This window comes from Streptomonospora nanhaiensis, from assembly GCF_026642255.1.
In the GTDB taxonomy this organism is placed as follows: Bacteria; Actinomycetota; Actinomycetes; order Streptosporangiales; family Streptosporangiaceae; genus Nocardiopsis; species Nocardiopsis tropica.
Genome location: NZ_CP113264.1, coordinates 3440650 through 3467295 on the forward strand (window position 1 = coordinate 3440650; position 26646 = coordinate 3467295).

The following is a 26646-nucleotide window of genomic DNA, read 5'->3' on the forward strand; positions in this document are numbered from 1 at the left end:
GGATCGTTCCGCGTCCTCGCCCCCCGGGCGGGCCCGGCGGGAAAACCGCCGAGCGCCTTCATCCGCCCGGCCCGGACCGCCGCAGGTGGAGGAGGTACTCCTCCCGGTTCAACGGGTTCCCGTCGGTGCGGGCCCGGCGCGGAGGGGCGCCGGCCACCGGCCGCACCCGGGAGCGGCGGCTCAGCAGGAACCCCTCGCCCCGCGTCAGGCCGGGCAGCGCCGTCCGGAACCCGTGGACCGCGCGGGCGGGCAGCTCCCCCCTCAGCTCCCACGCGCCGCCTCCCGGACGGGACTCGTGCACGTGGCCGCCGACGGCGCCCAGGGCGGCCAGGACCGCGCTCAACGTGTCGGCGGGGACCTCCAGCTCGCAGGCGTGCACGGGCTCCATCACCCGTGTGCCCGCGCGGTGCAGCGCCCGCATGAGCACCATCGGGGTCAGGCAGCGGAAGTCCCGCGCCGTGCTGGTCGGGGCCACGAACCCGCTGCGGACCAGGGTCACCACGCAGTCGGTGACCTGCCATCCGTACAGGCCCTGGGACAGGGTGTCGTGGACCGTCTCCGCCACCGCCCGGTCGAACGACGGCAGCAGGGCGCCGAGCTCCACCTCCCTGCGGAACACGACGCCGCTCCCCTCCTCCCCCGGCTCCACCCGCAGGCCCACCGTGGCGGTGAACCCGTCCGCGGGCTGGGAGCCGACCGTCTCGACGGCCTCGCCCACGCCGGCGGGGCGCTCGACGTGCACGATGGTGCTGCGGTCGAACACGGCGCGCACGCCGAAGTCGTCGGCCAGGGTCGCTGCGACCACCTCCTTCTGCACCTCCCCGTACAGCAGGACCGAGACGCCGTGGCCGGGCACGGTGCGCACACCGATCAGCGGGTCCTGCTCGGCGAGCGCCGTCAGGGCGGCGTGCAGGCGCGGTCCCTCGCCCTCGTGCTCCGGACGGGCGACCGCCTCCAGGGAGGGGCGCGCGAAGCGGGGCCCGGGGCCGCCGGGGGCGGGAGGGCCGAGCCGGTCCCCCACACGCAGGCCCGGCAGCCCCCGGACGCGGCCGATGTGGCCCGCCGTCAGCGCACGCGTGCGGTCGCCCTCGGCGCTCACGACCTCCAGGCGGGTGACGCGGCCGCTGTGCGAGGACTCCGGGCCGTCGGAGGCCGTCGAGGTGTCGCGGTGGAGCACGACGCGGTCGCGCTCGGCCAGGCGGCCCGACCGCAGCCGCACGTAGCCGGTCTTCTCCCCCGAGGCCGAGCGTTCGACGGAGAACACCGTGCCCCGCGGTTCGGGGTCGGCGGTCCCCGGTTCCGGGGCGGTGGCGGGGAACAGGCAGGTGAGGGCGCGGACCAGCGCGGGGGCGCCCGCGCCGGTGACGGCCGAGCCGAACAGCACGGGGTGGACCAGCCCCCGCGCGACCTGGGCCGCGAGCATCCTGTCCAGTTCGTGCGCCGGCGGGGCCGGGAGGCCGTCGACCAGGCGTGCCAGCAGGTCGTCGTCGTGCGCCGCCAGGACCTCGGCCAGCGCCTCCCCCGTGGCCGGGTCGTCCCGGTCCGGGGGCAGCGTGCGGGCGCCGGGCGTGCCCGCGCCGCGCACGCGGTTGAGCGCGACCGCGTCCGGGGAGAGCAGCCGACGCACGTCCGCGAGCACTCCGTCGGGGCGGGCGCCCCGACGGTCGGTCTTGTTGACGAACAGCGCCACGGGCAGCCCCGCCTCCCGCAGGGTGCGCATCAGCACGCGGGTGTGGGCCTGGACGCCCTCGACCGCGGACAGGACGAGTACCGCGCCGTCGAGCACGGTCAGGGCGCGTTCGACCTCGGCCACGAAGTCGGTGTGGCCGGGGTGTCGACGAGGTTGATCTGGACGGGGCCGGCCCGGAAGGAGGCGACGGCCGTGCGCACGGTGATGCCGCGCTCGCGTTCGATGCGGCCGGAGTCGGTGCGGGTGTCCCCGGCGTCGACGCTGCCGAGCCGGTCGAGGGCGCCCGCGTCGAACAGCAGGCGCTCGGTGAGGCTGGTCTTACCCGCGTCGACGTGCGCGACGATGCCGATGTTCAGGGCGGTCGGAAGAGATGACAAGAGCGGAGGTGTCCTCGGGGATTCGTGTCCGGTTGCAGGGCTCGAAAACTCCGTAGGACCGGCGCATCCCGTTGTTCCTCTCCTCGGCTGTCGGTCGGCGGTCCGATTCTGGCCCCGTCCCGGGTGCCGCACAACTCGTTTTCCCGTGTGGGGACGCCGTCGACGAGCGGTGAACCGGGTGACGGGTGCTCCGCCGGCGGCTTTCGGAGCGAAGGCGCCCCGCTCTCCCCCGGTGTCCGCCGCCGCTGCCAAGGGTCGCGATCGTTGTCCGACAGGATCCGCTCGGCTCCTCCGGCTTGACGCATGCCGATATGGGAATATGATTGTCCCATGGCACGAGCAGCGACGACGTCGGACGTCTTCAACGCGATCGCCGAGCCGCAGCGCCGGGAGATCCTGGCACTGCTGCGGACGGGTGAGCGTTCGGTGACCGAGTTGGCCCAGGAGCTGGGGATGACCCAGCCGGGAGCGTCCAAACACCTGCGGGTGCTCCGGGAGGTCGGGCTGGTGCGGGACCGCAGGGCGGGGAAGCAGCGCCTGTACGGTCTCGACGCCGGCGGGCTGCGGCCCGTCCACGAGTGGACCGGCGGGTTCGAGCGGTTCTGGAACGAGAGCTTCGACCGGCTGGACGCCTACGTGCAGGACCTGAAGCAGACAAGGGAAGCGGAGTAGCCGATGAGCGCGACAGAACAAGGAACGCCGACGAGGTCGGCGACAGCCGACCGCGAGATCGTCGTCTCCCGGACCATCGACGCCCCGCCCGAGCTGGTGTTCGAGGCGTTCACCGACGTGCGGCACCTGTCGCGGTGGTGGGGGCCGGAGGGGTTCACCACCACCACGCGGGCGTTCGAGTTCCGCGTCGGCGGGGTGTGGGACTTCGTGATGCACGGACCGGACGGGACGGACTACCAGGAGTGGATCACCTGGACCGAGCTCGCCCCGCCGGAACGGATCGCGATGCTCCACGGTGAGACCCGCGACGACCCGAACGCCTTCGAGTCGGTCCTCACGTTCGAGCCCGACGGTGCGGCGACCCGGATCGAGATGCGCACGGTGTTCCCCACCAGGGAGCTGCGCGACGAGGCGGCCGAGAAGTACCACGCGGTCGAGAGCGGCCGGCAGACCCTGGGCAACCTTGCCGCCTACGTCACCGAGACCGTCCGGAAGCGGTGACTGCCCCGGCCCCGGCGGCAGGCCGCCGGGGCCGGCCGTCCGCGGAGGGCCGGCCCCGGTCCCCCTCTGCGGACGGAGGCGTGTGCGCGGCGGGGATCCGGGGCGCGGGAGGAGCCGGGCGAGGAGGGCCGAAAAAGGGGTGTTCAATTCGACTCGGGGCTATTCTTTTATTTCCAGTTGAATTGCGGATTTGATTCTGATTTGGCGGCCTGTTTTTACAGTTCGATTGAACGAACTATACGAAAGCAGGGGGATGCGGGTCGTGGCATCGGCGTTCTCCCGGGGCATCTTGGTCCTCGGAGCTCTCCGTCACCCGATGGTCACCCGCGCGGGTTCAACGTTCACCGGGCGGTGGTTGGGACGTTCCGCTTTCCGTGGCCGGATAGAGCACGGTCCCCGTCCGCCCCGACCGGGGCCGGGCGCTCCACGAACTCCAGGAGACCGTGCATGCCGGGAACTCCCCGCACCCCCGCCCCCGCTCCTTCCCCCACCCCCCTGACCGCGGTGCCCGCGCCGACCGCCCCGCCGGCGAGCGCCGCCCCCGTCTCCGCCTCCCTCGCGGAAGAGGCCGCCCGCGCCACCCGCCGCCAGCTCCTGGTGGGCGGCGCCGCCACCCTGGGAGCCGTCGCCCTGGCCTCCAGCTGGGCCCCCGAGGCACACGCCGACGCCGCCCCCCGGCCCGGACGGGTGGCCGAACCCTTCACCCTCGGCGTCGCCTCCGGAGAACCCCTCCACAACGGCGTCGTCCTGTGGACCCGCCTGGCGCCCGACCCCCTGGCGGAGAACGGGCTCGGCGGCATGCCCGACCGGCGGGTCGAGGTCGAGTGGCAGGTCTCCCAGGACGAGAACTTCCGCCGCATCACCACCTCCGGCACCGTCGGGACCGGCCCCCGCGCAGCCCACTCCGTCCACGTGGAGGTCCAGGGGCTGCGGCCCGGAACCCCCTACTACTACCGGTTCCGCCACGGCAACGAGATCAGTCCCGTGGGCCGGACCCTGACCACGCCGGCGCCCAACGCGCGGACGGACCGCTTCGCGTTCGCGTTCGCCAGCTGCCAGAGCTACACCAGCGGCCACTTCACCGCCCAGGAGCACCTGGCCAGGGAGGACCTGGACCTGGTCGTGTTCCTGGGCGACTACATCTACGAGACCGGTGAGGCCGGGGGCGCCGGGCGCCCCCACGTGCCCGCCCGGGAGGTCCAGACCCTGGCCGAGTACCGCGTCCGGCACGCCCAGTACAAGGCCGACGCGGGCCTCCAGGCGGCCCACGCCGCCTTCCCGTGGGCGGTGGTCTTCGACGACCACGAACTGGAGAACAACTGGGCCGACGAGACCCCGTACGGCGGCGAGCCCTCGGAGGCCTTCCTCCAGCGCAGGGCCGACGCGCTCAAGGCCTACTACGAGCACATGCCGCTGCGCCGCTCCCAGATCCCCGCCGGGCCGGACATGCACCTCTACCGCAAGCTGTCCTTCGGCAACCTCGTGGACGTGCACCTGCTCGACACCCGCCAGTACCGGGACGTGCAGGTGGCGGACTCCGAGCGCGGCGACCCCTCGCGCACCCTGCTCGGCGCGGACCAGCGGGCGTGGCTGCTGAACGGGCTGTCCTCCTCGCGGGCCCGCTGGAACGTGCTGGCGCAGCAGGTGTTCTTCTCCCAGCGCGACTTCGCCGCCGGCGCGGCCACCGACTTCAGCGACGACGCCTGGGACAACTACCGGGTCGAGCGGGACACCGTCCGCGACGCGCTGGCCCGTGTGCGCAACCCGGTCGTGATCACCGGGGACGTGCACGCCAACTACGTGTGCGACGTGAAGGCGGACTTCGACGACCCGGGCTCGGCGACGGTCGCCACGGAACTGGTGGGCACCTCGTTCACCAGCGGAGGGGACGGCGCGGAGCAGAACCCGGGCGACGCGGTGCAGCTGAGGGAGAACCCGCACATCCGGTTCGTCAACCGCAGACGCGGCTACGTCCGCAACGTCGTGACCCCCACCGGGTGGACGGCCGACTACAGGACGCTCGACTACGTGACCGACCCCGGCGCGCCCATCACCGACCGGGCCCGGTTCGTCATCGACGACGGCGTCCCGGGCGTGCGACCCCAGGCCTGACCGGCCCCCGGCTGCCGGAGGCGGGGGCAGCCCTGCTCCACCGTCTCCGGGCCGGGACGCCGGGGGCGGCCGGTGCGCCGCCCGGAGACGGTAAATACTTCACCTGCATCCACCCGCGGGCCAGGCCAGCGGCACCTCAAGGAAAAAGTTCTTTTATTTCCACTCTCCGCGATTCTTCAAGGGGAGGGAATCGGGTGTTTTTCTTCCAGGCATACATGGAGTTGAGTGTTGCCTGGTGGCGCGCTTCCGGGTCTATAATCAGAAGCAGGCCGAGCGCGCGCCCCAGGACGACTCGAGGCCCGGAGGCGGTGGCGCTGGAAGTGCGAGAAGACGCGCACCGGTCTCTCGCGGTGGAAGTCCTCGACAGGCCCGCCGTGATTCCCGGAGGATCCGGATGCGGACCCGGGACACAAGGAATGGTGAAGGCAGCGCCGAGGCCCATGGGCGCGTGACCGCGACCGGTGTCGCGAGGTCCGCCCCGGGGTGCCATCGGTCGCGTACACGCCCGATGGAAGCGTCTGCGCCGCCCTCGGAGACGAGCTCGGAGACGAGATCGAGGGAAGCCTCCGCTCGTTCGGAGGGTCGTCCTGCGAACGCGAATTCACGAGAGAGGAAGACTGTCTCATTTCTTGCTGGAAAGAGGCGGTTCCTCCCATCCTTCCTTGTCTTCATTTATATCTCCGGACACCGGGGCCTCGTGCTCATGGAGACCGCGGGAAAATCGACAGGAAAAAGGCGTTCTCCGTCAAGGGTGTGAACTTTCCTGAGGAGAACCCGTCTGGGGCGCCCGGTCGCGGCACGGTGGTTCTGTGTTCTCCGGAGTACTGCAGCACGGGGCTTCAACAACCTCGCCGGAAGAAAAGAGGAACGACATGATTGGGCTCAAGCAAGGCGACAGCGGGGAGAAGGTGGCGTACCTGCAGGAACTGCTCATCGCAGCGGGCCACCTGGACAAGAACCCCGGCGCCGACGGCGAGTACGGGACCGAGACCACCGAAGCGGTCCGCAAGGCCAGGGCGGCGCAGGGATCGACCAAGCCCGGGACGCCGATCACCGGGACCGCCGGCGGGCAGGTCATGAAGGAGTTCGTGGAGAAGGTGGCGGGGGTGAAGTAGCCCGCGCCCGCTCCACAAGGCCATGACGCCATGGCCGGCCCCTCGCGACGGACACGCCGCGGGGGGCTCCCCTGCGAGCGGGCCGGGGCGGTGCGCGGTCCGGTTCAGGCGGCGGTCCCCACGCCCATCTCCTCGCGCAGGCGCTCCAGGGTCGTCCGCAGGAGGCGGGAGATGTGCATCTGGGAGTAGCCCAGACGCTCGGCGATCTCGGCCTGTGTGTGGTCGTGGAAGTAGCGCAGCATGAGGATGTCGCGTTCGCGCTCGGACAGGCGTGCCAGGGCCGGTTTGAGGGCCTCGCGGTCCACCACCAGGTCCAGGAGCCGGTCCTCGCAGCCCAGGTGCTCCTCCAGCGAGGGGGAGTCGTCCCCGTCCGCGTCCGGGTTGTCGGGGGCGTCCAGCGACAGGGCCCGGTAGAGGTCGGAGACCTGGCGGACCTCGTCCAGCTGCTCGCGGGTCATCCCGAGCTTGTGCCCGAGTTCGTCGCCGGTGGGCGTGCGCCCCAGTTCCTGCGTCATCTCCTGCCGGGCCTGGTGCAGGCGGATCCGGTTCTCCTGCGCCGACCGGGGCACCCGCACGGCCCAGGTGTGGTCGCGGAAGTGGCGCTTGACCTCGCCGATCGCGGTCGGCATCAGATAGCCGAGGAACGGCGCCCCCCGGTCGGGGTCGAAGCCGCGGATGGCCTTGCACAGGCCCACCATCGCCGTCTGGTACAGGTCCTCCACCGGTTCCCCGCGGCCCCCGTAGCGGTGCGCGATCCGCTTCATGGCCGGCGCGTAGTGGGACACGACCCGCTCCTGGAGCTCGTGTGCTCCGGGACCGCCCGGGCCCAGGGCCTTGAGCTGTCTGAGGAGGGCTTCGCCCGGGTCCCGTTCGCCCGGTCCCGGCCGTCGCGGCGCCGGGATCATCGGACCTCGTGCGGCGGGAGCGTCGACCGGAAGCGCGTCGGTGTCGGTGACGGACAAGAGAGACCCCCTGAAAGCCGGCCTGTGCGTTGCTGCCGCAACGGCAGGGCACGGCCCTCGAAGGCACGTGCCACTGTCATCCTTCCCTCACGAAGGAGACTAAAAGGCCCAGAGAGAACTTTGGGGAACTCTTGCTACCACAGAGCGACAAACAAGACATTTAGTACAGGCATGTGTGGAGTGCTCAGCGGCCGACGCACCCGGGGCACTCCCCCGCGCCCGCGGGGGCATGTCGGCGGCTTCCCGTTTCCGGCGGCGGCGTCGCGCGCTCTGCCTCGGGAGCCGCGGCGCGAACGCGCGCCGACGGGGACCCGTGAAGAACCGGTGCGACCCTCCCCTCGTCTCTCCGGACGCGAAAACACCAGGACGCCCCGGCGCCGGACCCGTACCATGCCCGGTGGTCGCCCTGCGGCGGCCACCGGTCCTGCGCACCGTGCCAGGACGCGAACGCACGAGCAGTCGGGGGAAGACGTCCGATGGCACCATCCGGTATCGCCTCCGTGGTGGGCGAGCACTACGCACTGGAGGGGGCGGACCTCGTCCCGGTCAGCGGCGGCGCGGACCTGAACGCCTCGCTGTGGCGGGCCACCGACGCGCGCGGGCGCCGCTTCGCCGTCAAGTGGAGCAGCGGGGGCTCCCCCGCGGGGCTCGTACTGCCCGCCGCGCTCAACGCGGTCCGGCCGGGAAGCGCTCCGGAGCCGCTGCCCGCACGCACCGGAGCCCTGTGGGTCGACACCGGCGGCGCACGCCTGTCGGTCATGGAGTGGGTCGAGGGCACGAGCGCCCTCGAAACGCCCCCGGGGCCGGCCGGATGGCGCGAGCTGGGTCAGATCCTGGCTGCCCTGCACGGGGTGCCGCTCGGGGACGAGGCACTGGAGCGGGTCCCGCGCGAGGACTTCGATCCCGGCCGGTGGGCCGGGCTGTTCGAACGCGTCGACACCGCGCTCGACGCCGGACCCGCCGAGGGGATCGGGCGGCGACTGGCAGAGCTGTGGTCCGGGAACCGCTCGGCACTGCGCGAGGTCCACCGGCGCACGATCGACCTGGCCGCACGCCTCCGGGAGCGGGACGGCCTCCCCGGCTTCGCCGCCTGCCACGCCGACCCGCATCTGGGCAACCTCGTCATCGCCACCGACGGGCGCCCGGTCCTCATCGACTTCGACGACGCGGTCCTCGCCCCGCGCGAACGCGACCTGATGTTCGTCCTCGGGGGCGGTGTCCTGGCGGACCGGGCCGCCACCGAGGAGCAGCAGGGCCTGTTCCTCGACGGGTACGGGCACCACCGGGTCGACGCCGAACTGCTCGCCTACTACAGGGGCCTGCGCGTGCTGGAGGACGCCTCCGAACTCGCGGGGATCGTCATCGACCCCGCCAGCGGCGAAGAGGAGCGCCGCGAGGCCTTCGGCCACGTCCGCGGCGTCTTCTCCCCGACGGGTCTGCTCGCCCAGGCGCTGTCCGAATAGGGCCGCCGGGATCGCCGCTGGTCGCACCCCTGCAGGAGGCATGGGGAGCGCCACGGGCGGGTAGCCGGGTGGGCACGGGCGAGACCCCGGCGGAGGGACCTCCCCGCCGGGGTCCGGCGGGCGCCGCAGGCCGCGCCCACCGATCCCGGGAGACCACCGGCCCACTCGAAGGAGCAGCGTTCATGAAGATCCTCATCGTCCTGACCTCGCACGACGAGCTCGGTGACACCGGACGCAAGACGGGCTTCTGGCTGGAGGAACTGGCAGCCCCGTACTACCGCTTCAAGGACGCCGGCGCCGAGCTGGTGCTCGCCTCGCCCCGGGGCGGGCGTCCGCCGCTGGACCCCAAGAGCAACGAGCCCGACGCCCGGACCGACCAGACCCGGCGCTTCGAGTCCGACACCGAGGCCATGGCCGCCCTGGAGAGCACGGTGCGCCTCGACTCGGTCTCGGCCGCCGAGTTCGACACGGTCTTCTACCCCGGCGGACACGGTCCGCTGTGGGACCTCGCCGAGGACGAGCACTCCGTCCGGCTCATCGAGACCACCCTGCGGGCGGGCAGACCGCTCGCCCTGGTCTGCCACGCGCCGGGGGCCCTGCGCCACGTCACCGGAGAGGACGGCAACCCGCTGGTCCGGGGCAGGAGGGTCACGGGGTTCACGAACTCGGAGGAGGCCGCCGTCGGGCTGACCGACGTGGTCCCGTTCCTGGTGGAGGACCAGCTCGAGGAACTCGGCGGCGTCTTCTCCAAGGTCGGGGACTGGGAGCCGTACGTCGTTCGCGACGGCCTGCTGCTCACCGGTCAGAACCCCGCGTCCTCGGGTCCCGCGGCCGAGGCCCTGCTCGATCTGGTCGCCGAGGTGGACGGCGAACGCGCATGAGCGCACACGCCGTGACGAACACGGCCCGGAGGGCCGGCCCCGGGTCCCGTCCGCGGGGCCGGCCCTCCGGCGCGCCCACCCGGATCAGGGCTACCCGCCCCCGAGGAGGGAGAGGAGCAGCTGCGCCAGGGCCACGAGCCAGCCCGCCGCGCCGAAGACCATCCCGGCCACCGCTACGCGGTGCGCCGCCACCGCCGACCGGTGCGCCTGCTCGGCCTGCTCGCGTTCGGCACGGGCGCGCTGTTCCTGGAGCTCCACGTAGGCGTCCAGGCTCTTGGAGATGCTCTCCAGGAGAACGAGGTGGTGGTCCTCGGTGGGGGCGGCACGGTACCTGGCCAGGCTGCGGGTGAGGTCCCTGCGTTCCCCGGTGGGTCCACCGGGCCCGCCCGGCGGCGCCCCGGCCGGTCCGGGCGGCCGCCTGACCAGGGACGCGAGCCGGGAGAACAGGCCCCTGCTCCGGGGCGGTCCGGTGGGGAGCGGGGGGTGTTGGTGCTCGCCGTCGTGTCGGCGGTAGGGACGTTCGACGGGCGGACCATAGGCAGGGGCATGGACCGGAGGCCGCCCCGGCATCGGGACCTCCACGGGCGTCAGGGGGCCGCCGAGGAGGTCCAGGACGTGGGCGGCATGCGCGACCACGGCGGGATCGTGGCGCGGATGGGGAGTGGCGTCCATGCGACCACTCAAGCAGGTCGCCGGAGGAGGCGGAAGCGATTGCCCGAAGCGCGTGCGGGCCTCAGCCGTTCTCCGGTTCCTGTTCTCCCCGTCGGGTGCCGCCGGACAGCACCGCCGTGCGGAAGGCACGCGTGCCCAGGGCCGCCGCCCCGGCCGCGCACGCCCCGGCGCCCCACAGGAGCAGGAGGACGGACACCGGGTGCGCCCGCGCGAGGACGCCGATCACCGGGTTGGCCACCAGGAGCGGCAGCCACTGGGCGAGGGTCAGCACCGCGTGGGCCCGCCCCACGGCTCCGCTCGGGCAGGCGGCCATGAACAGCGGCCCGACGTGGGTGGAGAAGACACCGGTGCCCAGCCCCACGAGTGAGGACACCAGGCAGAACGCCACCGGTCCCGGAGCGAAGGCGGCGACCGCGATCCCCGCTCCCGCGGTGACCATCCCCAGCGCGGCGGCCGGGCCGGCGCGCCGGGCGGTGCCACGCCACAGGACCAGGGCGGTCGGACCGGCCATGCCGACCCCGAAGGCCCCGGTGAGCAGCACGACCGCGCGCAGCAGCGGTGTGCCGAACACGGTCGACAGCCCCTCCCCGACCTGGCGGTTCAGGCCCGGTCCGGCGTCGGCGGACGCCGGGAACCGTGTCCGGGAGCCGACGAGGCGCAGTACCGCGAGCATCACCAGGTAGCCCAGGACCCCGGCCCCGTAGGTGGCGGGCAGCCCCAGGAAGGTGATCGCCGCGCCTCCCAGCGGAGGCCCGCACAGCACCGCGCCCTGGAGGACGATCTGCCGGGCCGCCAGGGCGCGGCCCATGGCCTCGGAGGGGACCAGCAGTTCGGGGACCGACGCCGAGGCCGGGATGTTGACCGCGTCGACCGTGCCCAGGGCCAGAGCGGTCGCGACCATGGCGGCCGGCCCCGGATCGACGACGGACATGGCCAGTGCGCCCACGGCCGCCAGCGCGCCCAGGACCGCGTTCGCGGCCACCATGACGGGCAGCGCCCCGACACGGTCGCTGAGCGCGCCCCCGTGCAGGGTCAGCAGTACGCGGGGGACGATCTGCGCCGTGAGAACGGCCGCGGCGGCGCCGGGACCGATCAGGGCCGCGTGCCACACGAGCCCGAAGACGAGTATCTGCGTGCCGAGCGCCGTCGCTCCTGCTCCGGTCAGCCAGACCCGGTAGAGACGCGGGGGTCCGTGTTCGCTCCGAGCCATCGGGGCGGCCTCCGGTGCCTGTCGGTGGGGGTTTTCGACACCGGGAACGCTAGCGCGCGCCTCGGACAGAGGCAGTGCGGAATTCCGGGCCTCGCCTGCCCCGGTCTCCGTCGCGTGGTGTCAGGAGGTGCGTACCGCGCTGACCAGCGCGGACCATTCCGCAGCAGGAACCGTGAGGTGGCCCAGTTCCCGGTGTCGCGTGTCCCGAACTGCAGTGACAACTCCCTCCGCCACCTCGACGCACTCACCCGACTTGCCGCTGTTGCTGGACGTGTGCCGAGCACGTGCCGGACCGCGTTCCGCGAACCGGGGGCCGGGCCCCGGCGCCCGGTTCAGCGCGTCGGCCGTGCTCCCGTCCACCCGAGGCCCTGGGATGATCGGGCCATGAACGACTTCATGACCCCGCAGGAGACCGCTCGCCGTGCCTCCGCCGCGGTCGACGCCGCCGTCGGCGCGGGGCGCGACCTCGGACTCACCGTGACCGACGCGAGGGTGCTCCACGACCTGTTCTCCGTCGTGGTCCACCTCGCGCCCTCACCGGTCGTGGCCCGGATCCCCGTCGTCCTGCCGCCCGGAACGGACCTCGACGCCCTGGCGCACCGCCAGCGCGCGGAACTGGACGTGACGCGGTGGCTGGCGGCCCAGGGGACGCCGGTGATCCCTCCCAGCCCCCTCGTCCCCCGGGAACCGGTGCGGCGCGACGGGTTCTCGATGACGTTCTGGCAGTTCGTCGAGGAGGACCGGGGCAGGGAGCCCGACTACGCGGCGAACGCCGAGAGCGTCGCGAAACTGCACGCCGCGATGCGCGGCTACCCGGGCCGCCTGTCGTTCCTGTCCGCGGCCGAACCGCAGACCCTCGCCGAGGACCTCGCCCGGCTCGACGGGCGCCCCGACCTCATCGACCCGTCCGACCTGGACCGCGCACGCCGCGAATGGCGTGTCCTGGAGCCCCTCGTGAGTTCGCGCACGGCCTTCGAGAAGGCGTTCCCGGGGATCGGCATCCAGCCGATCCACGGCGACTCCCCTCCGGCGAACATCTTCTCCGGGGCGGACGGCGACCTCTACTCCGACTTCGAGCTGGTGACCCTGGGCCCCGTCGAATGGGACCTGGCCGCGCTCGGCCCGGAGATCGAATCCGCCTACGACCGCGGAGCCCGGCGCAACGGCGTGCGGGAGCTGGACGGGGACGTCCTGCGCTTCGTGAACGCCGTGGGAATGCTGCGGGCCATCGCCGCCCTCGCCCTCGCACCGCAGCTGCCCGTGCTGGTGGAGTACCTGGGGCCGGCCGTCGACCAGTGGCGGACGACGCCGTTCGCCGGTGGGATGGCCGACTGACCCCGGAGGATCCGTCCCGGCCGGGGAGCCCGCCGTGGCCGGGCCCGGCCGGGGGCGCACATCGTTCCTCAGGGGCGCGGAACCCGTTCCGCGCCCTCGCCCCGCCTCCCCCGCACGAGGTTCGCCGCGGCGGCCGTGAACCCGCACAGCGCGAGGAAGGCGCCGATACGTCCTTCCCTGACGTCCAGGTGAACGGGGTGGCCGAGGTTCGGATGGTGCGACAGGCGGAAGCCCCCCATGTCGGAGACCCCGCCGTAGCCGATGTGCACCGAAGCCCACGTGAGGGCGAAGGCGGCATTCAGCACGACCAGTCCCGCCAGCGCTCCGAAGAGGAAACCGTGGACGAATCGCCTGCCGTGGAAAACGATGACGCCCCCGCCTCGTGGAGGAAAACGTGAATGGTCCACGAGTGTTGTACCGGGCGGCCCTTCTCCTGTCACATCCGCTCCGGCCCCCGGTTCCGCCGTCACGTCACCGATCTGGGAGAACCCAGTACCCCGTCGCGGACCCCTGACCGGATGTGGTCGCCGCCCTTGCGCGGAGCCCGCGGGCGGGTAGCGTGGTCGCACCTCGGGACCAGGCCGTCGAGGGAAGGGCGGAGCCGATGAAGCCGAGTGACCCCACCTGCTCCATGTGCGGACGGCAGTACGACGGCGAGTTCATGACGGGCCTGCCCTGCCGCGTGTTCAGCCCCGAGGACGTCGTGACCCCGGGATGCCCGGCCCAGGCGCACATGATCGCCGACCTGGATGCGAAGGCGCCCCGGGGGAACACCCCGCCGGCCGGGGGATGCCTCATGCTCCTCCTGGCGCTACCGGCGCTGTTGGCCGCTCTGCCCCTGTGACCCCTGCTCCGCACGGGCCGCGACGGTGGATCCCCACGGCCGCGGCACTACCCGGCGAGGGCCTCGCCGATCTGGCGGGTGGTCTGCTCTGCGACCCGCGCGTCGTGTGCCGCGTAGGCGGTGTAGGCGCTCAGCCCCGAGGCCAGCGCCCAGCCCCGCCCCCGGGTCCAGGTGGCCTCGTCCACACCGAGCGCGGAGCGGAAGGCGGCCCGACTCCCGGCCGACATCAGGGTGAAGGCGATGGTCAGGTCGCACGCCGGGTCCCCGACCCCCAGTTCGCCGAAGTCGATGACCGCGCTGAGGCTGCCGTCGTCCATCAGCAGGTTTCCGGTGTGGAAGTCGCCGTGGAACCAGACGGGCGGCCGGTCCCATCCGGGGGCGCCGAGCGCCGCCTCCCACAGCCCGGTCATGGCCGCGGCGTCGAACACGCCGCCGGCCTCCGCGATGGCGGACCGCGTCTGCCGGTCCCGCGCGGCCAACGACCTGTCCTCGGCCGCCGTGTCCGCGCCGTCGGACGGGGCCCCTTCGGGGGCGAACCGCTGGAGGGCGGTCAGGAACCCGGCCAGTTCGACGGCGGCGCCGCGGGAGTCCCCCAGCGCCCCGACGGTCGCCGCCTCACCGTCCATCCAGCGCGACACCGCCCACGGCCACGGGTAGCCGAGGCCGGGTTCGCCCACCGCCACGGGGACCGGCACGGCCAGGGGCAGGTGGGGGGCGAGCCGGGGCAGCCACGCGAACTCCTTGCGGGCCTGGCCGCGGGCGCCGGAGTGGCGTGGCAGCCGGACCGAGAGCTCCTCGCCCAGGCGGTGGATGACGTGGTCCGAGCCGGCCGGGCCGAACGGCCTGAGCGGGAGTCCGGACCACTGCGGGAACTGGGTGTCGACCAGGCGCCTGACGAGCGCGGTGTCGATGGAGGGGCGGGTGTCCGGGGGCGTGTCGGTCGTCAAGGGCAGCTCCAGCCGTCGGCCCGCTGCGTCCGACGGGCGCCGGGAGCCATCACAGCGCCCGGCACACCCCATGTCCACCGGTTTTCGGAGCGGCGGGGCGGCAGGGGGACGAGGACCGTCGCCTCCCCCGCCCCCGTGTCACAACCTGATCTGCTCGTCGGTGAGCGACTCCCTGGCTTCCCAGTACTGGATGTACCCCTCGTCGATGTAGAAGTCGGAGAAGTCCATGTTGGCGATGGACAGGTTGTTCTCGATCGCCTGGATCGCCACGGGGACCGCGCGGAAGGACAGGCCGGGCTCGTCGTACAGGTCCACGAGCAGGAGCGGGTGCCTCGGGTCGCCCATGGTCGTCCTGTCGGCGATGATCAGGAAGTTGTGCTCGTAGTCCCGCGGGACCAGGGAGAGGATCTGCTCCGTGGTGGCCCCCGCGTACCGCGGGTCGTCGAGGACGTCCACGTAGGCGTGGTAGAACTCTTCCTCCTCGCCCTCCTGCCGGAAGGCGCCGTCCGGCACGGGAGCCCGGACCTCCGCGACCACGGCCTCCCAGACCGCGTCGTCGGTGTGGTCGGTGCGGATGATCAGCGCGTCCTCGGTGCGGGGCAGCAGTTCCATACGCGTGTCCGGCGCCCGGTACGGGACCGGTCGGGCCGAGAGCTCCAGCCGGGCCCCGAAGACGTCGTCGGGCTCCGGGGAGGAGCCCTCGTCCTCCGCGAAGCCGTCCGCGAAATCCTCGTCGAGCGCCTGGGCCAGCAGGTGGAACACGGCCGCGGCGCGCGGGCCGATCCGGTAGGAGCCCTCCCCGTCCCTGAATGCCAGCAGGGGGCGCAGGCGCGCGTCGGCCATGGTCGTCCCGTCGGCGAGCAGGACCAGGCCGGGGGTCCACGCCCCGGCGCGGTGCAGGGCCTCACCGACCTCGTCGGGGCCGGCGCCGCTCCAGGCGGGGTCGTCCACCACGACCAGGTGTTTGGGGTTCTTCTCCAGGATCGCGGCTTCCCGGGCGCTCACCGGGCCCGGTCCGGGCGGGTACGCGCCGGGCAGGTCGCCCAGGCGGGAGCGCACGTCCTCCCAGGCGTCGGCGTCGGCGTAGTCGGTGCGCACGATCAGGAGCCCGGGCGCCGGGGGGCCGTCGGAGGCCGGGGGGAGGTTCAGGGTGGGGTGCATCGGGGGCCGCTTCGCAGGAGGGGATGGGTCCCCTCGGTTCTAGCAGGGCGGACCGACGATCCGCCCGACCTCCCGCACCGGGCGTCCCGCCCGCGAAGGCACGGGCGGCGGTCCCCCGCGTCCGGTCCGTCCGACCGGAACCCGCCGCGGCGGGCGCGGGGCGCGCCGCCGGCTCAGAAGCGGAAGCGCAGCACCCGCATCAACCCCCGGGTCCACGGCCACCGGGACAGCACCCGGTACAGGGAGCGGAAGGGCTGCTCGGGCACGGAGGCGTGGTCCCCGACCACCTCGTAGTCGCCGGTCAGCGACAGCCCCGGATACCAGCGCTCCGGCAGGCGGGGGTCCTCCAGGCCGTACATCTGCCAGCCGAACACCCCGGCCAGGCGGCCCACGTGGGGGGACACGACGTCGAACACCATCTCGCCCCCGCCGGGGAAGCACGCCAGGAGGCGGCCGAGCAGGGCATGGGTCTCCTCCGGCCGCAGGTACTCCACCAGGCCCTCGGCGACCACCAGGACGGGCGCGTCGGTCGGTATCTCCTCCAGCCAGTCGGACTCGGTCGCCGATCCGGCGAGGAGCCGGTAACGCGGGGGCTCGGGCAGGACCCTGCGGCGCAGGGCGACGACATCGGGAAGGTCCGTGTCGATCCAGCGGCCCCGCTCGGGGGCGCCGACGCGCAGGGCGCGGGCGTCAAGCCCGCAGGCCAGCTGGAGGACGGTCCCCCCGGGGTTCGCCGCGATCCACTCGCGCACCCACGCGTCGATGCGGCGGGCGCGCAGCAGGACCATGTAGCGGTCCCCCGAGGTGCCCCGGAGGTGGCGCCGGTCGAACTCCAGGCGGTCCATCACGTCCACGGCCCACACGTCGCCGAGGACCGGTTCGGTGTTGCGGAAGTCGAGGACCTTGTGGTGGACGGTCCACAGCAGGGTGCTCTCGACCTTGCCCAGGCGGACGTCGACCTTGTCCGTCGCGCGGTTTCCGGATCCGCCCTCGCCCATGCCCGGTGTCCTCTCGTCCGGCGATCGGTGACCGGTTCCCTACCCGTTACCGTCCGCCGGACGCGCGGAACCGGCGACCGTGTCCCGGCGCCCTCCCGGTGGCCGGCGCCGGGCCCGGGCGGGGCGCCCCCGGTACCGGGCGCTACTTGGTCTCGGGGCTGATCCACAGGGCCTCGGCGGCCACGAGGCCGAGGGCCTGGGAGCGCTCGGGGGCGCCCTCGTCGGGGCGCACCGCGATCTGGAGGGACCCCGCGAAGGGCTGGCGCTCGACCACCTCCACGTTCATCCCGATGCCGATCTCGATGTCGGCGAGGTAGCGGAGCAGTTCGGGGTCGGTGTCGTTGACCCGCACGATGACGCCGCTGACGCCCTCGTCGGCGTTGGACAGCAGCACGGACTCGCGCTCGACGATGTGCCCGTCGCGGGTCGGGATGGGGTCGCCGTGGGGATCCACCACGGGGTTTCCCAGGTGGGCGGCGATACGGTCGACGAACTTGTCCGACACGACGTGTTCGAGGATCTCGGCCTCGTCGTGGACCTCGTCCCACGAGTAGCCCAGCTCGGCGACCAGGTAGGTCTCCAGGAGGCGGTGTCGGCGCAGCACCGACAGCGCGGCCCTGGTCCCGGCCTCGGTGAGGTTGACCGCGCCGTAGCGCTGGTGCTCGACCAGGCCGAGCTCGGTGAGCTTGCGGAGCATGCCCGAGACCGAGGAGTTGGACACCGACAGGCGTTCGGCCATCCCGGAGATCGTCACCGGGCCGGTGCCGCGCTCCTGTAGGTCGTAGACGACCTTCACGTAGTCCTCGGCCGACGTGGACGGCCGTGCCGGTGTGTTCCCCATGGCCATAACCGTATCGCGGACCGCCCGCCGGAAACGATTTCCGGCCGCCCTGTGGACGGGGCCCGAACCTCCCCGAACAGCCGCGAAGGGCCTCACCCCGGGCAGTTCTGACCGGACGGCGGCCCCAGTGCCGGACGCCCCCGCGAGACGATCCGCGCCCCGGCCGGGCCGACCTCGCGAACCTGCACGGAACCGCAGGCGCAACGCACCCACACGGTCAGGCCGAGGCCCGTGGCATGCCGGGACACCACCAGGAACGGCTGGTCGTCGGGCCATCCGCAGTGGGGGCAGAGAGTCGTCATCGCACACCTTCTCCATCGGGGTCTCACATCAGCCTCACGGCCGAAACCGTTAATGTCCAGGTTGAATTTCCGCATGGTTATGTGAAGAATCAGGTACATGATCGATCTCAGGCGCCTCCGTATCCTGCGGGCCGTCGCCCACTACGGAACCGTGACCGCCGCCGCCGGAGCCCTGCACTTCACCCCCTCCGCCGCCTCCCAGCAGATCCGCCAGCTGGGCAGGGAACTCGGCGTCACGCTCCTGGAGCCCAACGGACGGGGCGTGCGGCTCACACCCGCCGCCCGCACCCTGCTCGACCACGCCGACGCCATCCACACGCGGTGGGAGCAGGCCGAGATCGAGATGCGCGGGCTGGGCACCGAGCCCTCCGGGCTCCTGCGGGTGGCCGCCTTCCCCATGGCGCTGTCCCGGCTTCTCGCCCCCATGGCCGCGGCCCTGACCGCCCGCCACCCCCAGCTCGACGTGCGCGTCCTGGAGGCCGAGCCCGGGGAGTGCCTGGACCTGCTCTTCCAGGGGGAGATCGAGCTGACGGTCATCGAGGCCGCGCCGGGAGCGCCGCCCCGCACCGACGCCCGTTTCGACCAGACCCCGCTCCTGGACGACGTGTTCGACCTCGTGGTGTCCGACCGCCACCGCCTCGCGGGGAGGGAGAGCGTGGCGCTGGCCGAGACCGCCGCCGAGTCGTGGATCCTGCCGACCCCCGGCACGACCTGCCACGCGCACACCATGACCGCCTGCGCCGCGGTCGGTTTCACCCCCGACGGCTCCCACCAGGCCCTGAACTGGGGAGCCGTCGCCAGCCTGGTCGCGCACGATCTGGGAGTGGCCCTCATTCCACGCATGAACGACCTCTCCCCCGGCCTGCCCATCGCACGGGTGCTCCTGGAGGGCCCCTACGTCCCGGCGCGCAAGATGCTCACGTGCGTCCGGGAGGGATCGCGCCGCAACCCCGCGGTGGCCGCCGCCCAGGAGGAGCTCCAGAGGCTCGCCGCCACCGCCGCCGTCTCCACCGCCGTCCCCGCCTGACCGCCTGACCGCCTGACCGCCTGACCGCCTGACCGCCTGCGCCCGACGCCGACGTCGGGCAGATGTCCGTTCCTCACCACGTTTTGAGGGTTGTGCCTTTCTGGCAGGCGTGAAAGGCGGCAAAGCTTACACCGGTGTTTCACAGATAAAATCAAGGTGTCTCTTCCCCTCCGCAGAAGGGCGGCACCATGGCGGACGCCTCCACGGCCATCGAACTCGACCGGGCCGAACTCCGAGAGGTCACCGGCTTCACGGTGGCGTGCGCGCGCCCCTCACTGGCGCTCTTCGAGCGCGAGCGCCCCGGCGACCGGCGCCCCCGGGCCGCGATCGAGGCGGCACTGGCGTTCGCGGACGGGGCCGAGCGGACCAAGGCGATCCGCGACAACGCGTGGGCGGCGCACCGCGCGGCCCAGGAGACCCGCGACGCGGGCCGGGGAGCGGCGAGCGCCGCCGCGCGCGCCGCCGCCAACACGTGCGGTGCGGCGTTCCTCCACCCCCTGGCCAAGGCGACCCAGGTCAAGCACATCCTCGCGTCGGCCGCCTACACCGCGCACGCACTCGAACTCTCCTCCGGGGACGGTCCCGACGCCGCCGACGACCACCTCGCGCGGCTGGGACTCCTCGCCACCCCCGTCGTCGTGGACGTCCTGGGACGCTACCCCGACGCCCCGCCCGGCGGCGGGCGCATCGGGGAACTCGTCCGCCGGTTGGACGCGTCCCTCCGGCGGTCCCCGCCGGCGCGCTGACGCAGGGACCCTGTCAGCGGCCGATCCCGTCCAGCTCGGCGAGGTCCTCGGTGGAGAGCCGGAGCCCCGCGCCGGCGGCGTTCTCGCGCAGGTGCGCCCTCGACGAGGTCCCGGGGATGAGCAGGATGTTCGGCGACCGCCGGAGCAGCCAGGCCAGGGCCACCGACATCGGCGTCGCGTCCAGGCGGTCGGCCACGGCGGAGAGCGACGAGGACTGGAGGGGGCTGAAGCCGCCGAGCGGGAAGAAGGGCACGTAGGCGACGCCCTGTCCGGCGAGTTCGTCGATCAGCTCGTCGTCCCGGCGGTGGGCGAGGTTGTACATGTTCTGCACGCACACGATCGGCGCCATGGCGCGCGCCTCGGCGACCTGCTCCGCCGTCGCGTTGCTCACCCCCAGGTGCCGGATCAGGCCCTGCTGCTGGAGTTCGACGAGGGCCGCGAGGGGCGCGGCGAGCGAGCCGGGGCGGGGCCCCTGGGCGTCACCGAGTCGGAGGTTGACCAGGTCGAGCACGTCGAGGCCGAGGTCGTCGAGGTTCTCGTGGACGGCGCGGCGCAGGTCCTCGGGCTCGCGGGCCGGAGGCCAGCCGCCGTTCCGGTCGCGGTCGGCGCCGACCTTGGTCACCAGGTGCAGCTCCGGGGGGTAGGGGTGCAGCGCTTCCCGGATGAGCTGGTTGGTGAAGCGCGGCCCGTAGGCGCCGGCGGTGTCGATGTGCGTGATGCCGAGGTCGACGGCCGCGCGCAGGACGGCGAGTGCGGCGTCGCGGTCGGTCGGCGGGCCCATGACCCCGGGGCCGGCGAGCTGCATGGCTCCGTAGCCGAACCGGGAGACGGACAGCTCTCCCAGGTCCCAGGTGCCGCCGGGGAGGGGGGTGGAGGGCGTGTTCATGTTCTTGCCTTTCGTCGCGGTCAGGGGGTGGTTCCCGAGGGCTCCTTGCATCAGTATGGGAAGGCAACTTCCCTCTGGGAAGTAGGCACTTCAGGGTGCGTAAGTCACCCACGGGTGAGGGGAGCAGGCGATGGCGACGAGGACGGCGGCACAGAAGAGGGCACAGGCCAAGGCCGAGTACGACGCCTTCCTGGCGGTGTGTCCCAGTCGTCAACTGCTCGACCGCATCTCCGACAAATGGGTCACGCTGATCCTGTGCGCCCTGGGCGGGGGCGGTTCGCCCCGGCCGGGTCCCGACGGCTCCGGCGAGCCCCGGCCGATGCGCTACTCGGAGCTGTCGCGCCGGCTGGCGGGCGTCAGCCAGAAGATGCTCACCCAGACGCTGCGCTCGCTGGAGCGCGACGGGCTCCTCATCCGCACCGCCGTGCCGACCGTGCCCGTCACGGTCACCTACGAGCTGACCGACCTCGGTCTCTCACTGCACGGGGCGGTGCGCACCATCAAGGCCTGGGCCGAGGCGCACATGGACGACGTGCTCGCCAACCGCGAGGCGCACGACGCCCGCGACGCCTGAACCACCCCGTCCCGCGAAGCGGAGGCGGCGCATCGGCCCGCCTGCCGCTTCTGCCCGCTCGGCCCGAGCCGCCCGCGTCACGCGGAGTGCCGCCGCCAGCAGCCGGACCGCTCCTCCCGAGGGCCCTCCCGGCCCCGGCGCGCCTCCCGTGCCGGGGCGGATCCGGACGCGCCCCTCCGGCGCGCCGACGGATGGGCGCGCCGACCGCGGCGAGCAGGCCCGGCCCCTCCCCGGGGCCAGGCTTCCCGACCGGGGCGGCCGGCCCGACCCCCGACCAAAGAGACGGCTCCGGTCACGAAAGGAGAATGCGCCCGCGCGCCGCGCGACCCAGGCTGGGCGCATGACCACTCTCCACAAGACCGATCGGGCGCCGGACCTCTCCGGATTCCCCGGCCGCCGCATCGGCGGCGCGGCGCTCATCGCCGCTCCGCTCCTGTGGTGCGCCGGCCTGTTCCTGCGCTACCTCGCCCTGCGCGGAGGCGCCTTCACCGAGGCGGAGCTGCGCGCGTTCGAGGCTCAACCCTTCATGGCGCCCTCCCAGCTCGCCGCCTACGCGGAGTCGCCCCTACTGGCCACGGCCGCACAGGCCCTGTTCGCCTCGGGGGCCATGCTGCTGGTCCTCGCGTTCGCCGCCCTCGCACGCCTGGTCGCTCCGAGGTCTCCGCGCCTTGCGACGACGGGCGCCGCGCTGATCGCGCTCGGGCTGCTCGGCCGCATGTACTCGGTGGGCGTCGACGCGACCGCCTTCGCCCTGGTGGACGACCTCGGCCTCGGTCCGGCGACGGCGACCGTGAGCGCCGCCTACGCCGATCTCGCCTACGGTCCGTGGCGTGTGCCGGTGACCGCGTACTTCGGCCAGTACGCCGGCGTGCTGCTGCTGGCGGTCGGGGCCCACCGCTCGGAGGTGCTCGGCACGGGCCGCACCGTCCTGCTGCTGCTGTGGGGAGCGCTCTGGACCGGGGTGCTGAAGGAGGCGACACTGTTCGACTGCGCTGTCGCGGCGGCAGCGGCAGGGCTGGTGTTCGCACCGCTCGGGGTCCGTGTTCTGAGGAGGGCGGCGCCCGACCGCGCGGCGGAGCGAAGCGGAGCGCCCGCGAACACGTGGTCGCGCCTTCTCAGCTGGTGACCGGGCGGTGGTGGGCGGCGGCGCTGCGGCTAGGGTGTGGCGGGTGAGTGCCGAGTGCCGTACCCGCCCTCGGTTCGGCCGCGTCGACCGGTTGCTCGGCAGGGCGGTATCCGTCGTCCTCCCCCTGGGGGCGTTCTGCGGTGCCTTCTATCCCCTGCTTCAACCGCCGTCCCACGCCGCAATGGTGACCGGGTTCACCGCGGTGCCCGGCGTCGCCGCGGCCCTGGTGGTCGGTGTGGCGGCCGCAGCCGCTGTCCGGACGGCACCGCACCCGGTCTGGCCGCTGGTGGCGCTGGCAGCAGTGGACGCCGTGCTCCGAGCCCCCGGTCCGGTGACCGCCATCGCCCTCTACCTCGTGGCGGTCCACGGCCGGTCTCCGGTCGTTGCCTCGGTCGCTACGGGGACGACCTTCCTGTCCGTGGTCCCGCGGCCCGGTGTGGACTGGGGCTCGGCTCTCGGCAACGCACCCCTGTTCGTGTGGCTGCCACTGGCCCTGGGGGCGTGGACCGCCGTTCGCGCCCAGGTGCTGGCCGGGCTGGTGGAGAGGGCCGACCGGCTCGAACGTGAGCGGTCCGCCTTGGCCGCGCAGGCCCGTGCCGAGGAACGGACCCGGATCGCCCGCGACATGCACGACGTCGTCGCGCACCGGGTGTCGCTCATCGTGCTGCGGGCCGGGGCTCTGGAGGTCGGCGCGTCTGACGGGGCCACCGCGGCAGAGGCGGAGCTGATCCGCCGGACCGGCCAGGACGCCCTCCTCCAACTGCGCCAGGTGCTCGGGGTGCTCGGTCGGTCGGGGGAGGCCGCGTCCGGCGCCCCGGACCTTCTGAGCCCCCCGCCCGCACTCGCGGACCTGGCGGAGCTGGTCGACCGGTCACGGTCGGCGGGCGTCCCGGTCGAGCTGGAAGTTCCGGACGGGAGCGGAGCAGACACGGGCGACCTCGTCGAGGAGCACGCCGTGTACCGGGTCGTGCAGGAGGCGCTGACCAACGTGCACAAGCACGCGGGGGGTGCCGCGGCCCGCGTAGCGGTGCGCCGGGAGCCCGAAGCCGTCGAGGTCGAAGTCGAGAACACACCGCCCGAGCGGGCTCCCCTGGCCCTGCCCGGGGCCGGGTCAGGCCTCATCGGGTTGCGCGAACGCGTCGAGGCACTCGGCGGCGACTTCCGGGCGGCGCCGACCCCTGAGGGCGGGTTCCGGGTGTGGGCGAGGCTGCCGACATGATCCGGGTCCTCCTCGCCGACGACGAGACGCTGGTCCGCACCGGACTGCGGATGATCCTGGAGACGGCCGACGACCTGGAGGTCGTGGGCGAGGTCGCGGACGGCGCCGAGGCACTCGCCGCCGTCCGAAGCCTCCAGCCGGACGTGGTCCTGATGGACGTCCGCATGCCCCGGATGAACGGGGTGGCGGCGCTCAAGGCGATCAACCGCGAGCCCGCTCCGCCCAAGGTCGTCATGCTGACCACGTTCGACCTGGACGAATACGTGTACGGCGCCCTGCGCGCGCGGGCTGCGGGGTTCCTGCTCAAGGGCAGCGGTCCCCGTGAACTGATAACGGCCGTCCGCGCGGTGGTCGACGGCACCGCGATCCTCGCCCCGGCCCTCACCCGTCGATTGGCCGACGCCTTCGCCGAACGCCGCCCCGCCGGAGTGCGCGACGCCCAGGACCGTTTGGCGAGGCTCACCGCACGGGAGCGTGACGTCGTCGACGGTGTGGCCCGGGGGCTGGCCAACGCGGAGATCGCCCGGGAGCTGGTGATGACCGAGACCACGGTCAAGGCCCACGTCAGCCGGTCCCTGGCCAAACTGGGTCTGGCCAACCGGGTCCAGATCGCCCTGCTCGTGCGCGATGCCGAGCGGTGAGAGCGCACCCGTCCGGAGCCCCGGGGTTCGTGGTACGGCGGGGATCTTCGGTTACCTGCCGGGCCCCGGAGTCCGTCCGGTCCCGGGTCGGGCACGGCACGGCTCCGCTAGCATCACGCGGATGAGCGCTCCCCACCGCGATCCCTGGCCCGGCGTCGTCCCGGGAACCGAGAACGAGCACGCCGCCTGCGCCGACCTGTGGACGCGCGCCCTCGCCCACCGCGACGGAACGGCACCCGACCCCGCCGACAGGGACCGGGTGCTGCGCAAGCTCGGCACGCCGCCCCACCTGCTCCTCGTAGCGCGCCCCGTGGAGGGCGGCGACCCGGCCGGGTTCTCGCTGAGCTTCCCGCCCGCCGCCGGGGACCCGTCGCGCACCGCGCACCTGGCCTTCCTCGCGCTGGACCCCGGCCGTCGGGGGCGCGGATGGGGACGCCGCCTCCTGGCCGCCACCCTGGACCGCCTGTCGGGGACGTCTGACGCGGTCACCCTGGAGGTCCTCCCCGACAACGCGGCCGCCCGCGCCCTCTACGGGTCCACGGGATGGCGGGTGGTCGGCGAGGGCCGGTTCGAGGGCTCCGGCCGGTCCAGCGTCGTCTACCGCCTCGACCTCGGCCGGGGTTGACCGCCCCGGGCCTCCACGCGTGCGCGCGGTGCCTCCTCCGGCGCGGGCGCCCTCAGGGCGCGAAGGTGGGGTCCGGGACCACGGCCACGTCCAGGACCAGCGGCTCGTCGCGGTCGGCGAGCCCGGGGACGACCTCGTCCAGGACCCGCACCAGGTCGCCGTGGGCGCGGACCTCCACCGCCGGGCAGCCCAGCCCCCGGGCGAGGGCCGCCAGGGAGACCTCGCCGAACGCGGGCCAGGGCGGCTTGCCTCCCCTGTGCTCGGCGAGGCGGTCCATGATCGCGTAGCGGCCGTTGGCCAGGACGACGAAGAGGACCCCGGCCCGGTAGCGGTGGGCGCTCCACAGCGCCTGCACCTGGTACAGCGCGGACCCGTCGCCGACGACCGCGACCACGGGGCGCCCGGGGGCGGCCATGCGGACCCCGGTGGCGGCGGGGAGCGCGAAGCCGAGCCCGCCCATGGCGGCCGACAGGAAGCCCAGCGGGGCGCGGGCGGGCAGCAACCGGTGCAGCTGAGGCCGGCTGGAGGGGGTCTCCTCGACCACGACCGTGTCCGGTGCGATCCGTTCGGCCAGCGCCCGCAGGACGTGGGCCGCGCGCAGCGGCTCGCCCTCCGCCGGCGGCGCCGTCTCCTCAGGGGCCGCCGCCGGTCGGGGCGCCGGTGACACGGGGCGTTCGCGCACCAGGTCCGCGACCACCGCCGTGAAGGGCGCGACCGGGGCGATGACGGCGATCCCCGCGGGCCCGCGGTGGGCCTCCGCAGGGTCCTCGGAGACCATCGCCAGGCGGGTGCCGGGGACCACGAGGGGGCCGTCCGCGTAGATGTACTGGCGGAAGACCGGGGCGCCCGCCGTGAACACCGCGTCGTGGCCGCGCAGCGCCTCCCGCAGCCGTGAGCGCTCGGCGGGCAGGTGTCCGGCGAACAGCGGGTGGTCCTGGGGGAACCCGGCGCGGGCGCCGAAGCTCTCCTGGTAGACGGGGGCGCCCAACCGTTCGGCGAGTGCCGTCAGGGCGGCCCACGCGGGCGTGCTGTCGGCGCCGGCCCCCACCACCAGGGCGGGGTGTGCGGCGCCGTCCAGGAGCGCGGCGACCTCGGCCGCCGCACCGTCGTCGGGGGCCACGTGCGCGGGGCGGGCCACCCGCACCGCCGCGGCCCGGGGCTGTCCGGGGTCCACCGGATGCGACCAGTCGTCCATGCACACGACGACCAGGGCGGGGCCGCGTCCGTGCGAGGCCTCGTGGTGGGCGCGCACGACGGCTGCGGGCACGTCCTGGGCGCGCGGGGGCCGGTGGACCGCGACCGGGTAGTCCCCGGCGAGGCCTTCGAGCCGTCCGGCCAGGAAGGGCTCGTGTTCCAGGTGGCGGCGGTCCTGCTGGCCGACCAGGACCACGAGCGGCGCGCGGTTGACGCGCGCCGTGGCCAGGGCGCCGACCGCGTTGCCCAGGCCGGCGGTGGTGTGCAGCAGCACCATCGCGGGCCGGTCGCGGGCGAGGGCCCAGCCCGTGGCCATGCCGACCACGGAACCCTCGTGCAGTCCCAGGACGAAGTCGATGTCGTCGGGCAGGTCCACCAGGAACGGGACCTCGGTGGAGCCGGGGTTGGCGAAGACCGTGGTCATCCCCAGCTCGCGCATGGCCCCCAGGGTCTGCTCGCGCACGGTCGGCCTCGTCTGCTCGGGCACGGCGCCCCTCTCTCGGTCGGTGCGGACGGGACGGCCCG

28 protein-coding genes and 1 pseudogene are annotated in these 26646 nt (G+C 73.6%); 15 read left to right on the forward strand and 14 right to left on the reverse strand.

All coding sequences use genetic code 11. From position 1 onward, the window contains the following. Positions 1-58: 58 nt before the first annotated feature. A complete protein-coding gene (locus OUQ99_RS31705) occupies positions 59-430 on the reverse strand; it encodes a hypothetical protein (protein WP_431061527.1) in 372 nt (123 codons plus the stop codon). Between the two features lie 30 nt (positions 431-460). Continuing rightward, positions 461-2199 (reverse strand): annotated as a pseudogene (locus tag OUQ99_RS14790) (GTP-binding protein); the annotation flags it as partial. Positions 2200-2397: 198 nt separating this feature from the next. Here OUQ99_RS14790 and OUQ99_RS14795 point away from each other — a divergent pair. The 4 genes from OUQ99_RS14795 to OUQ99_RS14810 all read left to right on the forward strand — a co-directional run bounded on the left by OUQ99_RS14795 (position 2398) and on the right by OUQ99_RS14810 (position 6467). Further along, positions 2398-2739, forward strand: coding sequence for an ArsR/SmtB family transcription factor (locus tag OUQ99_RS14795; protein ID WP_267950037.1), 342 nt, complete (start codon positions 2398-2400; stop codon positions 2737-2739). Positions 2740-2742: 3 nt separating this feature from the next. Further along, positions 2743-3240, forward strand: coding sequence for an SRPBCC family protein (locus tag OUQ99_RS14800; protein WP_267950038.1), 498 nt, complete (start codon positions 2743-2745; stop codon positions 3238-3240). Between the two features lie 447 nt (positions 3241-3687). Beyond that, the gene (locus OUQ99_RS14805; RefSeq protein WP_267950039.1) at positions 3688-5352 is read left to right on the forward strand and encodes an alkaline phosphatase D family protein; all 1665 of its coding nucleotides are present in this window, start codon (positions 3688-3690) and stop codon (positions 5350-5352) included. A gap of 872 nt (positions 5353-6224) precedes the next feature. Next, positions 6225-6467: a peptidoglycan-binding domain-containing protein gene (locus OUQ99_RS14810; protein ID WP_267950040.1), complete on the forward strand. Its 243-nt coding sequence runs from the start codon at positions 6225-6227 to the stop codon at positions 6465-6467. 104 nt (positions 6468-6571) lie between these two features. On the opposite strand, the gene OUQ99_RS14815 is transcribed toward OUQ99_RS14810, so the two are convergent. Beyond that, complete coding sequence (locus tag OUQ99_RS14815; RefSeq protein WP_267950382.1) at positions 6572-7372, reverse strand: SigB/SigF/SigG family RNA polymerase sigma factor; 801 nt, start codon at positions 7370-7372, stop codon at positions 6572-6574. 533 nt (positions 7373-7905) lie between these two features. Between OUQ99_RS14815 and OUQ99_RS14820 the strand changes: the two genes are divergently transcribed. Together OUQ99_RS14820 and OUQ99_RS14825 are read left to right on the forward strand one after the other, a co-directional pair. Further along, on the forward strand, positions 7906-8892 hold the full coding sequence (locus tag OUQ99_RS14820) for a phosphotransferase enzyme family protein (RefSeq protein ID WP_267950041.1): 987 nt from the start codon (positions 7906-7908) through the stop codon (positions 8890-8892). 182 nt (positions 8893-9074) lie between these two features. After that, positions 9075-9773, forward strand: coding sequence for a type 1 glutamine amidotransferase domain-containing protein (locus OUQ99_RS14825; RefSeq protein WP_267950042.1), 699 nt, complete (start codon positions 9075-9077; stop codon positions 9771-9773). 90 nt (positions 9774-9863) lie between these two features. Here the strand turns inward: OUQ99_RS14825 and OUQ99_RS14830 are convergent, their stop codons facing one another. The 3 genes from OUQ99_RS14830 to OUQ99_RS31710 all read right to left on the reverse strand — a co-directional run bounded on the left by OUQ99_RS14830 (position 9864) and on the right by OUQ99_RS31710 (position 12156). After that, positions 9864-10445 (reverse strand): hypothetical protein, encoded by a 582-nt coding sequence (locus tag OUQ99_RS14830; protein ID WP_267950043.1) that lies wholly within the window; start codon positions 10443-10445, stop codon positions 9864-9866. A gap of 61 nt (positions 10446-10506) precedes the next feature. After that, complete coding sequence (locus OUQ99_RS14835) at positions 10507-11655, reverse strand: MFS transporter (protein WP_267950044.1); 1149 nt, start codon at positions 11653-11655, stop codon at positions 10507-10509. Positions 11656-11775: 120 nt separating this feature from the next. Then, complete coding sequence (locus OUQ99_RS31710) at positions 11776-12156, reverse strand: DUF397 domain-containing protein (RefSeq protein WP_431061508.1); 381 nt, start codon at positions 12154-12156, stop codon at positions 11776-11778. Here OUQ99_RS31710 and OUQ99_RS14845 point away from each other — a divergent pair. After that, positions 12040-12990: a phosphotransferase gene (locus OUQ99_RS14845; protein WP_267950045.1), complete on the forward strand. Its 951-nt coding sequence runs from the start codon at positions 12040-12042 to the stop codon at positions 12988-12990. The two genes, OUQ99_RS31710 and OUQ99_RS14845, sit on opposite strands and share 117 nt — an antisense overlap. A gap of 68 nt (positions 12991-13058) precedes the next feature. On the opposite strand, the gene OUQ99_RS14850 is transcribed toward OUQ99_RS14845, so the two are convergent. Beyond that, positions 13059-13397, reverse strand: a complete 339-nt coding sequence (locus tag OUQ99_RS14850; protein WP_267950046.1) for a hypothetical protein — start codon at positions 13395-13397, stop codon at positions 13059-13061. A 197-nt stretch (positions 13398-13594) separates the two neighbouring features. Here OUQ99_RS14850 and OUQ99_RS14855 point away from each other — a divergent pair, with 197 nt between their 5' ends. Continuing rightward, positions 13595-13834 (forward strand): hypothetical protein, encoded by a 240-nt coding sequence (locus OUQ99_RS14855; protein ID WP_267950047.1) that lies wholly within the window; start codon positions 13595-13597, stop codon positions 13832-13834. Positions 13835-13881: 47 nt separating this feature from the next. Here the strand turns inward: OUQ99_RS14855 and OUQ99_RS14860 are convergent, their stop codons facing one another. From OUQ99_RS14860 to OUQ99_RS14880, 5 genes are all read right to left on the reverse strand, one after another. Further along, complete coding sequence (locus OUQ99_RS14860) at positions 13882-14781, reverse strand: aminoglycoside phosphotransferase family protein (RefSeq protein ID WP_267950048.1); 900 nt, start codon at positions 14779-14781, stop codon at positions 13882-13884. Between the two features lie 138 nt (positions 14782-14919). Then, positions 14920-15942 carry a DUF6924 domain-containing protein gene (locus OUQ99_RS14865; RefSeq protein WP_267950049.1) on the reverse strand — a complete coding sequence of 341 codons (1023 nt, stop codon included), beginning with the start codon at positions 15940-15942 and terminating at the stop codon, positions 14920-14922. Between the two features lie 173 nt (positions 15943-16115). Beyond that, on the reverse strand, positions 16116-16940 hold the full coding sequence (locus tag OUQ99_RS14870; RefSeq protein ID WP_267950050.1) for a class I SAM-dependent methyltransferase: 825 nt from the start codon (positions 16938-16940) through the stop codon (positions 16116-16118). A gap of 142 nt (positions 16941-17082) precedes the next feature. Continuing rightward, positions 17083-17781 (reverse strand): metal-dependent transcriptional regulator, encoded by a 699-nt coding sequence (locus OUQ99_RS14875; protein WP_267950051.1) that lies wholly within the window; start codon positions 17779-17781, stop codon positions 17083-17085. Between the two features lie 92 nt (positions 17782-17873). Continuing rightward, on the reverse strand, positions 17874-18083 hold the full coding sequence (locus OUQ99_RS14880; protein WP_267950052.1) for a hypothetical protein: 210 nt from the start codon (positions 18081-18083) through the stop codon (positions 17874-17876). A gap of 97 nt (positions 18084-18180) precedes the next feature. On the opposite strand from OUQ99_RS14880, the gene OUQ99_RS14885 reads away from it, so the two are divergent. Further along, complete coding sequence (locus tag OUQ99_RS14885) at positions 18181-19110, forward strand: LysR family transcriptional regulator (RefSeq protein ID WP_267950053.1); 930 nt, start codon at positions 18181-18183, stop codon at positions 19108-19110. Positions 19111-19298: 188 nt separating this feature from the next. Continuing rightward, positions 19299-19856, forward strand: a complete 558-nt coding sequence (locus OUQ99_RS14890; RefSeq protein WP_267950054.1) for a putative immunity protein — start codon at positions 19299-19301, stop codon at positions 19854-19856. Positions 19857-19869: 13 nt separating this feature from the next. Here the strand turns inward: OUQ99_RS14890 and OUQ99_RS14895 are convergent, their stop codons facing one another. Beyond that, on the reverse strand, positions 19870-20742 hold the full coding sequence (locus OUQ99_RS14895; protein WP_267950055.1) for an oxidoreductase: 873 nt from the start codon (positions 20740-20742) through the stop codon (positions 19870-19872). A gap of 130 nt (positions 20743-20872) precedes the next feature. On the opposite strand from OUQ99_RS14895, the gene OUQ99_RS14900 reads away from it, so the two are divergent. The 5 genes from OUQ99_RS14900 to OUQ99_RS14920 all read left to right on the forward strand — a co-directional run bounded on the left by OUQ99_RS14900 (position 20873) and on the right by OUQ99_RS14920 (position 24927). Next, positions 20873-21316 carry a winged helix-turn-helix transcriptional regulator gene (locus tag OUQ99_RS14900; protein ID WP_267950056.1) on the forward strand — a complete coding sequence of 148 codons (444 nt, stop codon included), beginning with the start codon at positions 20873-20875 and terminating at the stop codon, positions 21314-21316. 340 nt (positions 21317-21656) lie between these two features. Next, the gene (locus OUQ99_RS14905; protein WP_267950057.1) at positions 21657-22442 is read left to right on the forward strand and encodes a hypothetical protein; all 786 of its coding nucleotides are present in this window, start codon (positions 21657-21659) and stop codon (positions 22440-22442) included. Positions 22443-22623: 181 nt separating this feature from the next. Next, positions 22624-23661, forward strand: coding sequence for a sensor histidine kinase (locus tag OUQ99_RS14910; protein WP_267950058.1), 1038 nt, complete (start codon positions 22624-22626; stop codon positions 23659-23661). After that, a complete protein-coding gene (locus tag OUQ99_RS14915) occupies positions 23658-24302 on the forward strand; it encodes a response regulator (RefSeq protein ID WP_267950059.1) in 645 nt (214 codons plus the stop codon). Before OUQ99_RS14910 ends, OUQ99_RS14915 begins: the two co-directional genes overlap by 4 nt. Positions 24303-24423: 121 nt before the next feature. Next, on the forward strand, positions 24424-24927 hold the full coding sequence (locus OUQ99_RS14920; protein ID WP_267950060.1) for a GNAT family N-acetyltransferase: 504 nt from the start codon (positions 24424-24426) through the stop codon (positions 24925-24927). Between the two features lie 52 nt (positions 24928-24979). Here OUQ99_RS14920 and OUQ99_RS14925 read toward each other — a convergent pair whose 3' ends face one another. Beyond that, on the reverse strand, positions 24980-26608 hold the full coding sequence (locus OUQ99_RS14925; protein ID WP_267950061.1) for a thiamine pyrophosphate-dependent enzyme: 1629 nt from the start codon (positions 26606-26608) through the stop codon (positions 24980-24982). Positions 26609-26646 lie beyond the last annotated feature (38 nt).

Coding starts and splice junctions, on each gene's coding strand:
- OUQ99_RS14845 (WP_267950045.1), top strand. CDS start 12,040: ATGAACGACTTCATGACCCCGCAGGAGACCGCTCGCCGTGCCTCCGCC.
- OUQ99_RS14880 (WP_267950052.1), bottom strand. CDS start 18,083: ATGACGACTCTCTGCCCCCACTGCGGATGGCCCGACGACCAGCCGTTC.
- OUQ99_RS14830 (WP_267950043.1), bottom strand. CDS start 10,445: ATGGACGCCACTCCCCATCCGCGCCACGATCCCGCCGTGGTCGCGCAT.
- OUQ99_RS14875 (WP_267950051.1), bottom strand. CDS start 17,781: ATGGGGAACACACCGGCACGGCCGTCCACGTCGGCCGAGGACTACGTG.
- OUQ99_RS14805 (WP_267950039.1), top strand. CDS start 3,688: ATGCCGGGAACTCCCCGCACCCCCGCCCCCGCTCCTTCCCCCACCCCC.
- OUQ99_RS14855 (WP_267950047.1), top strand. CDS start 13,595: ATGAAGCCGAGTGACCCCACCTGCTCCATGTGCGGACGGCAGTACGAC.
- OUQ99_RS14865 (WP_267950049.1), bottom strand. CDS start 15,942: ATGCACCCCACCCTGAACCTCCCCCCGGCCTCCGACGGCCCCCCGGCG.
- OUQ99_RS14915 (WP_267950059.1), top strand. CDS start 23,658: ATGATCCGGGTCCTCCTCGCCGACGACGAGACGCTGGTCCGCACCGGA.
- OUQ99_RS14815 (WP_267950382.1), bottom strand. CDS start 7,372: ATGATCCCGGCGCCGCGACGGCCGGGACCGGGCGAACGGGACCCGGGC.
- OUQ99_RS31705 (WP_431061527.1), bottom strand. CDS start 430: ATGGTGCTCATGCGGGCGCTGCACCGCGCGGGCACACGGGTGATGGAG.
- OUQ99_RS14920 (WP_267950060.1), top strand. CDS start 24,424: ATGAGCGCTCCCCACCGCGATCCCTGGCCCGGCGTCGTCCCGGGAACC.
- OUQ99_RS14890 (WP_267950054.1), top strand. CDS start 19,299: ATGGCGGACGCCTCCACGGCCATCGAACTCGACCGGGCCGAACTCCGA.
- OUQ99_RS14905 (WP_267950057.1), top strand. CDS start 21,657: ATGACCACTCTCCACAAGACCGATCGGGCGCCGGACCTCTCCGGATTC.
- OUQ99_RS14910 (WP_267950058.1), top strand. CDS start 22,624: ATGGTGACCGGGTTCACCGCGGTGCCCGGCGTCGCCGCGGCCCTGGTG.
- OUQ99_RS14895 (WP_267950055.1), bottom strand. CDS start 20,742: ATGAACACGCCCTCCACCCCCCTCCCCGGCGGCACCTGGGACCTGGGA.
- OUQ99_RS14825 (WP_267950042.1), top strand. CDS start 9,075: ATGAAGATCCTCATCGTCCTGACCTCGCACGACGAGCTCGGTGACACC.
- OUQ99_RS14800 (WP_267950038.1), top strand. CDS start 2,743: ATGAGCGCGACAGAACAAGGAACGCCGACGAGGTCGGCGACAGCCGAC.
- OUQ99_RS14810 (WP_267950040.1), top strand. CDS start 6,225: ATGATTGGGCTCAAGCAAGGCGACAGCGGGGAGAAGGTGGCGTACCTG.
- OUQ99_RS14900 (WP_267950056.1), top strand. CDS start 20,873: ATGGCGACGAGGACGGCGGCACAGAAGAGGGCACAGGCCAAGGCCGAG.
- OUQ99_RS14835 (WP_267950044.1), bottom strand. CDS start 11,655: ATGGCTCGGAGCGAACACGGACCCCCGCGTCTCTACCGGGTCTGGCTG.
- OUQ99_RS14795 (WP_267950037.1), top strand. CDS start 2,398: ATGGCACGAGCAGCGACGACGTCGGACGTCTTCAACGCGATCGCCGAG.
- OUQ99_RS14885 (WP_267950053.1), top strand. CDS start 18,181: ATGATCGATCTCAGGCGCCTCCGTATCCTGCGGGCCGTCGCCCACTAC.
- OUQ99_RS14820 (WP_267950041.1), top strand. CDS start 7,906: ATGGCACCATCCGGTATCGCCTCCGTGGTGGGCGAGCACTACGCACTG.
- OUQ99_RS14870 (WP_267950050.1), bottom strand. CDS start 16,940: ATGGGCGAGGGCGGATCCGGAAACCGCGCGACGGACAAGGTCGACGTC.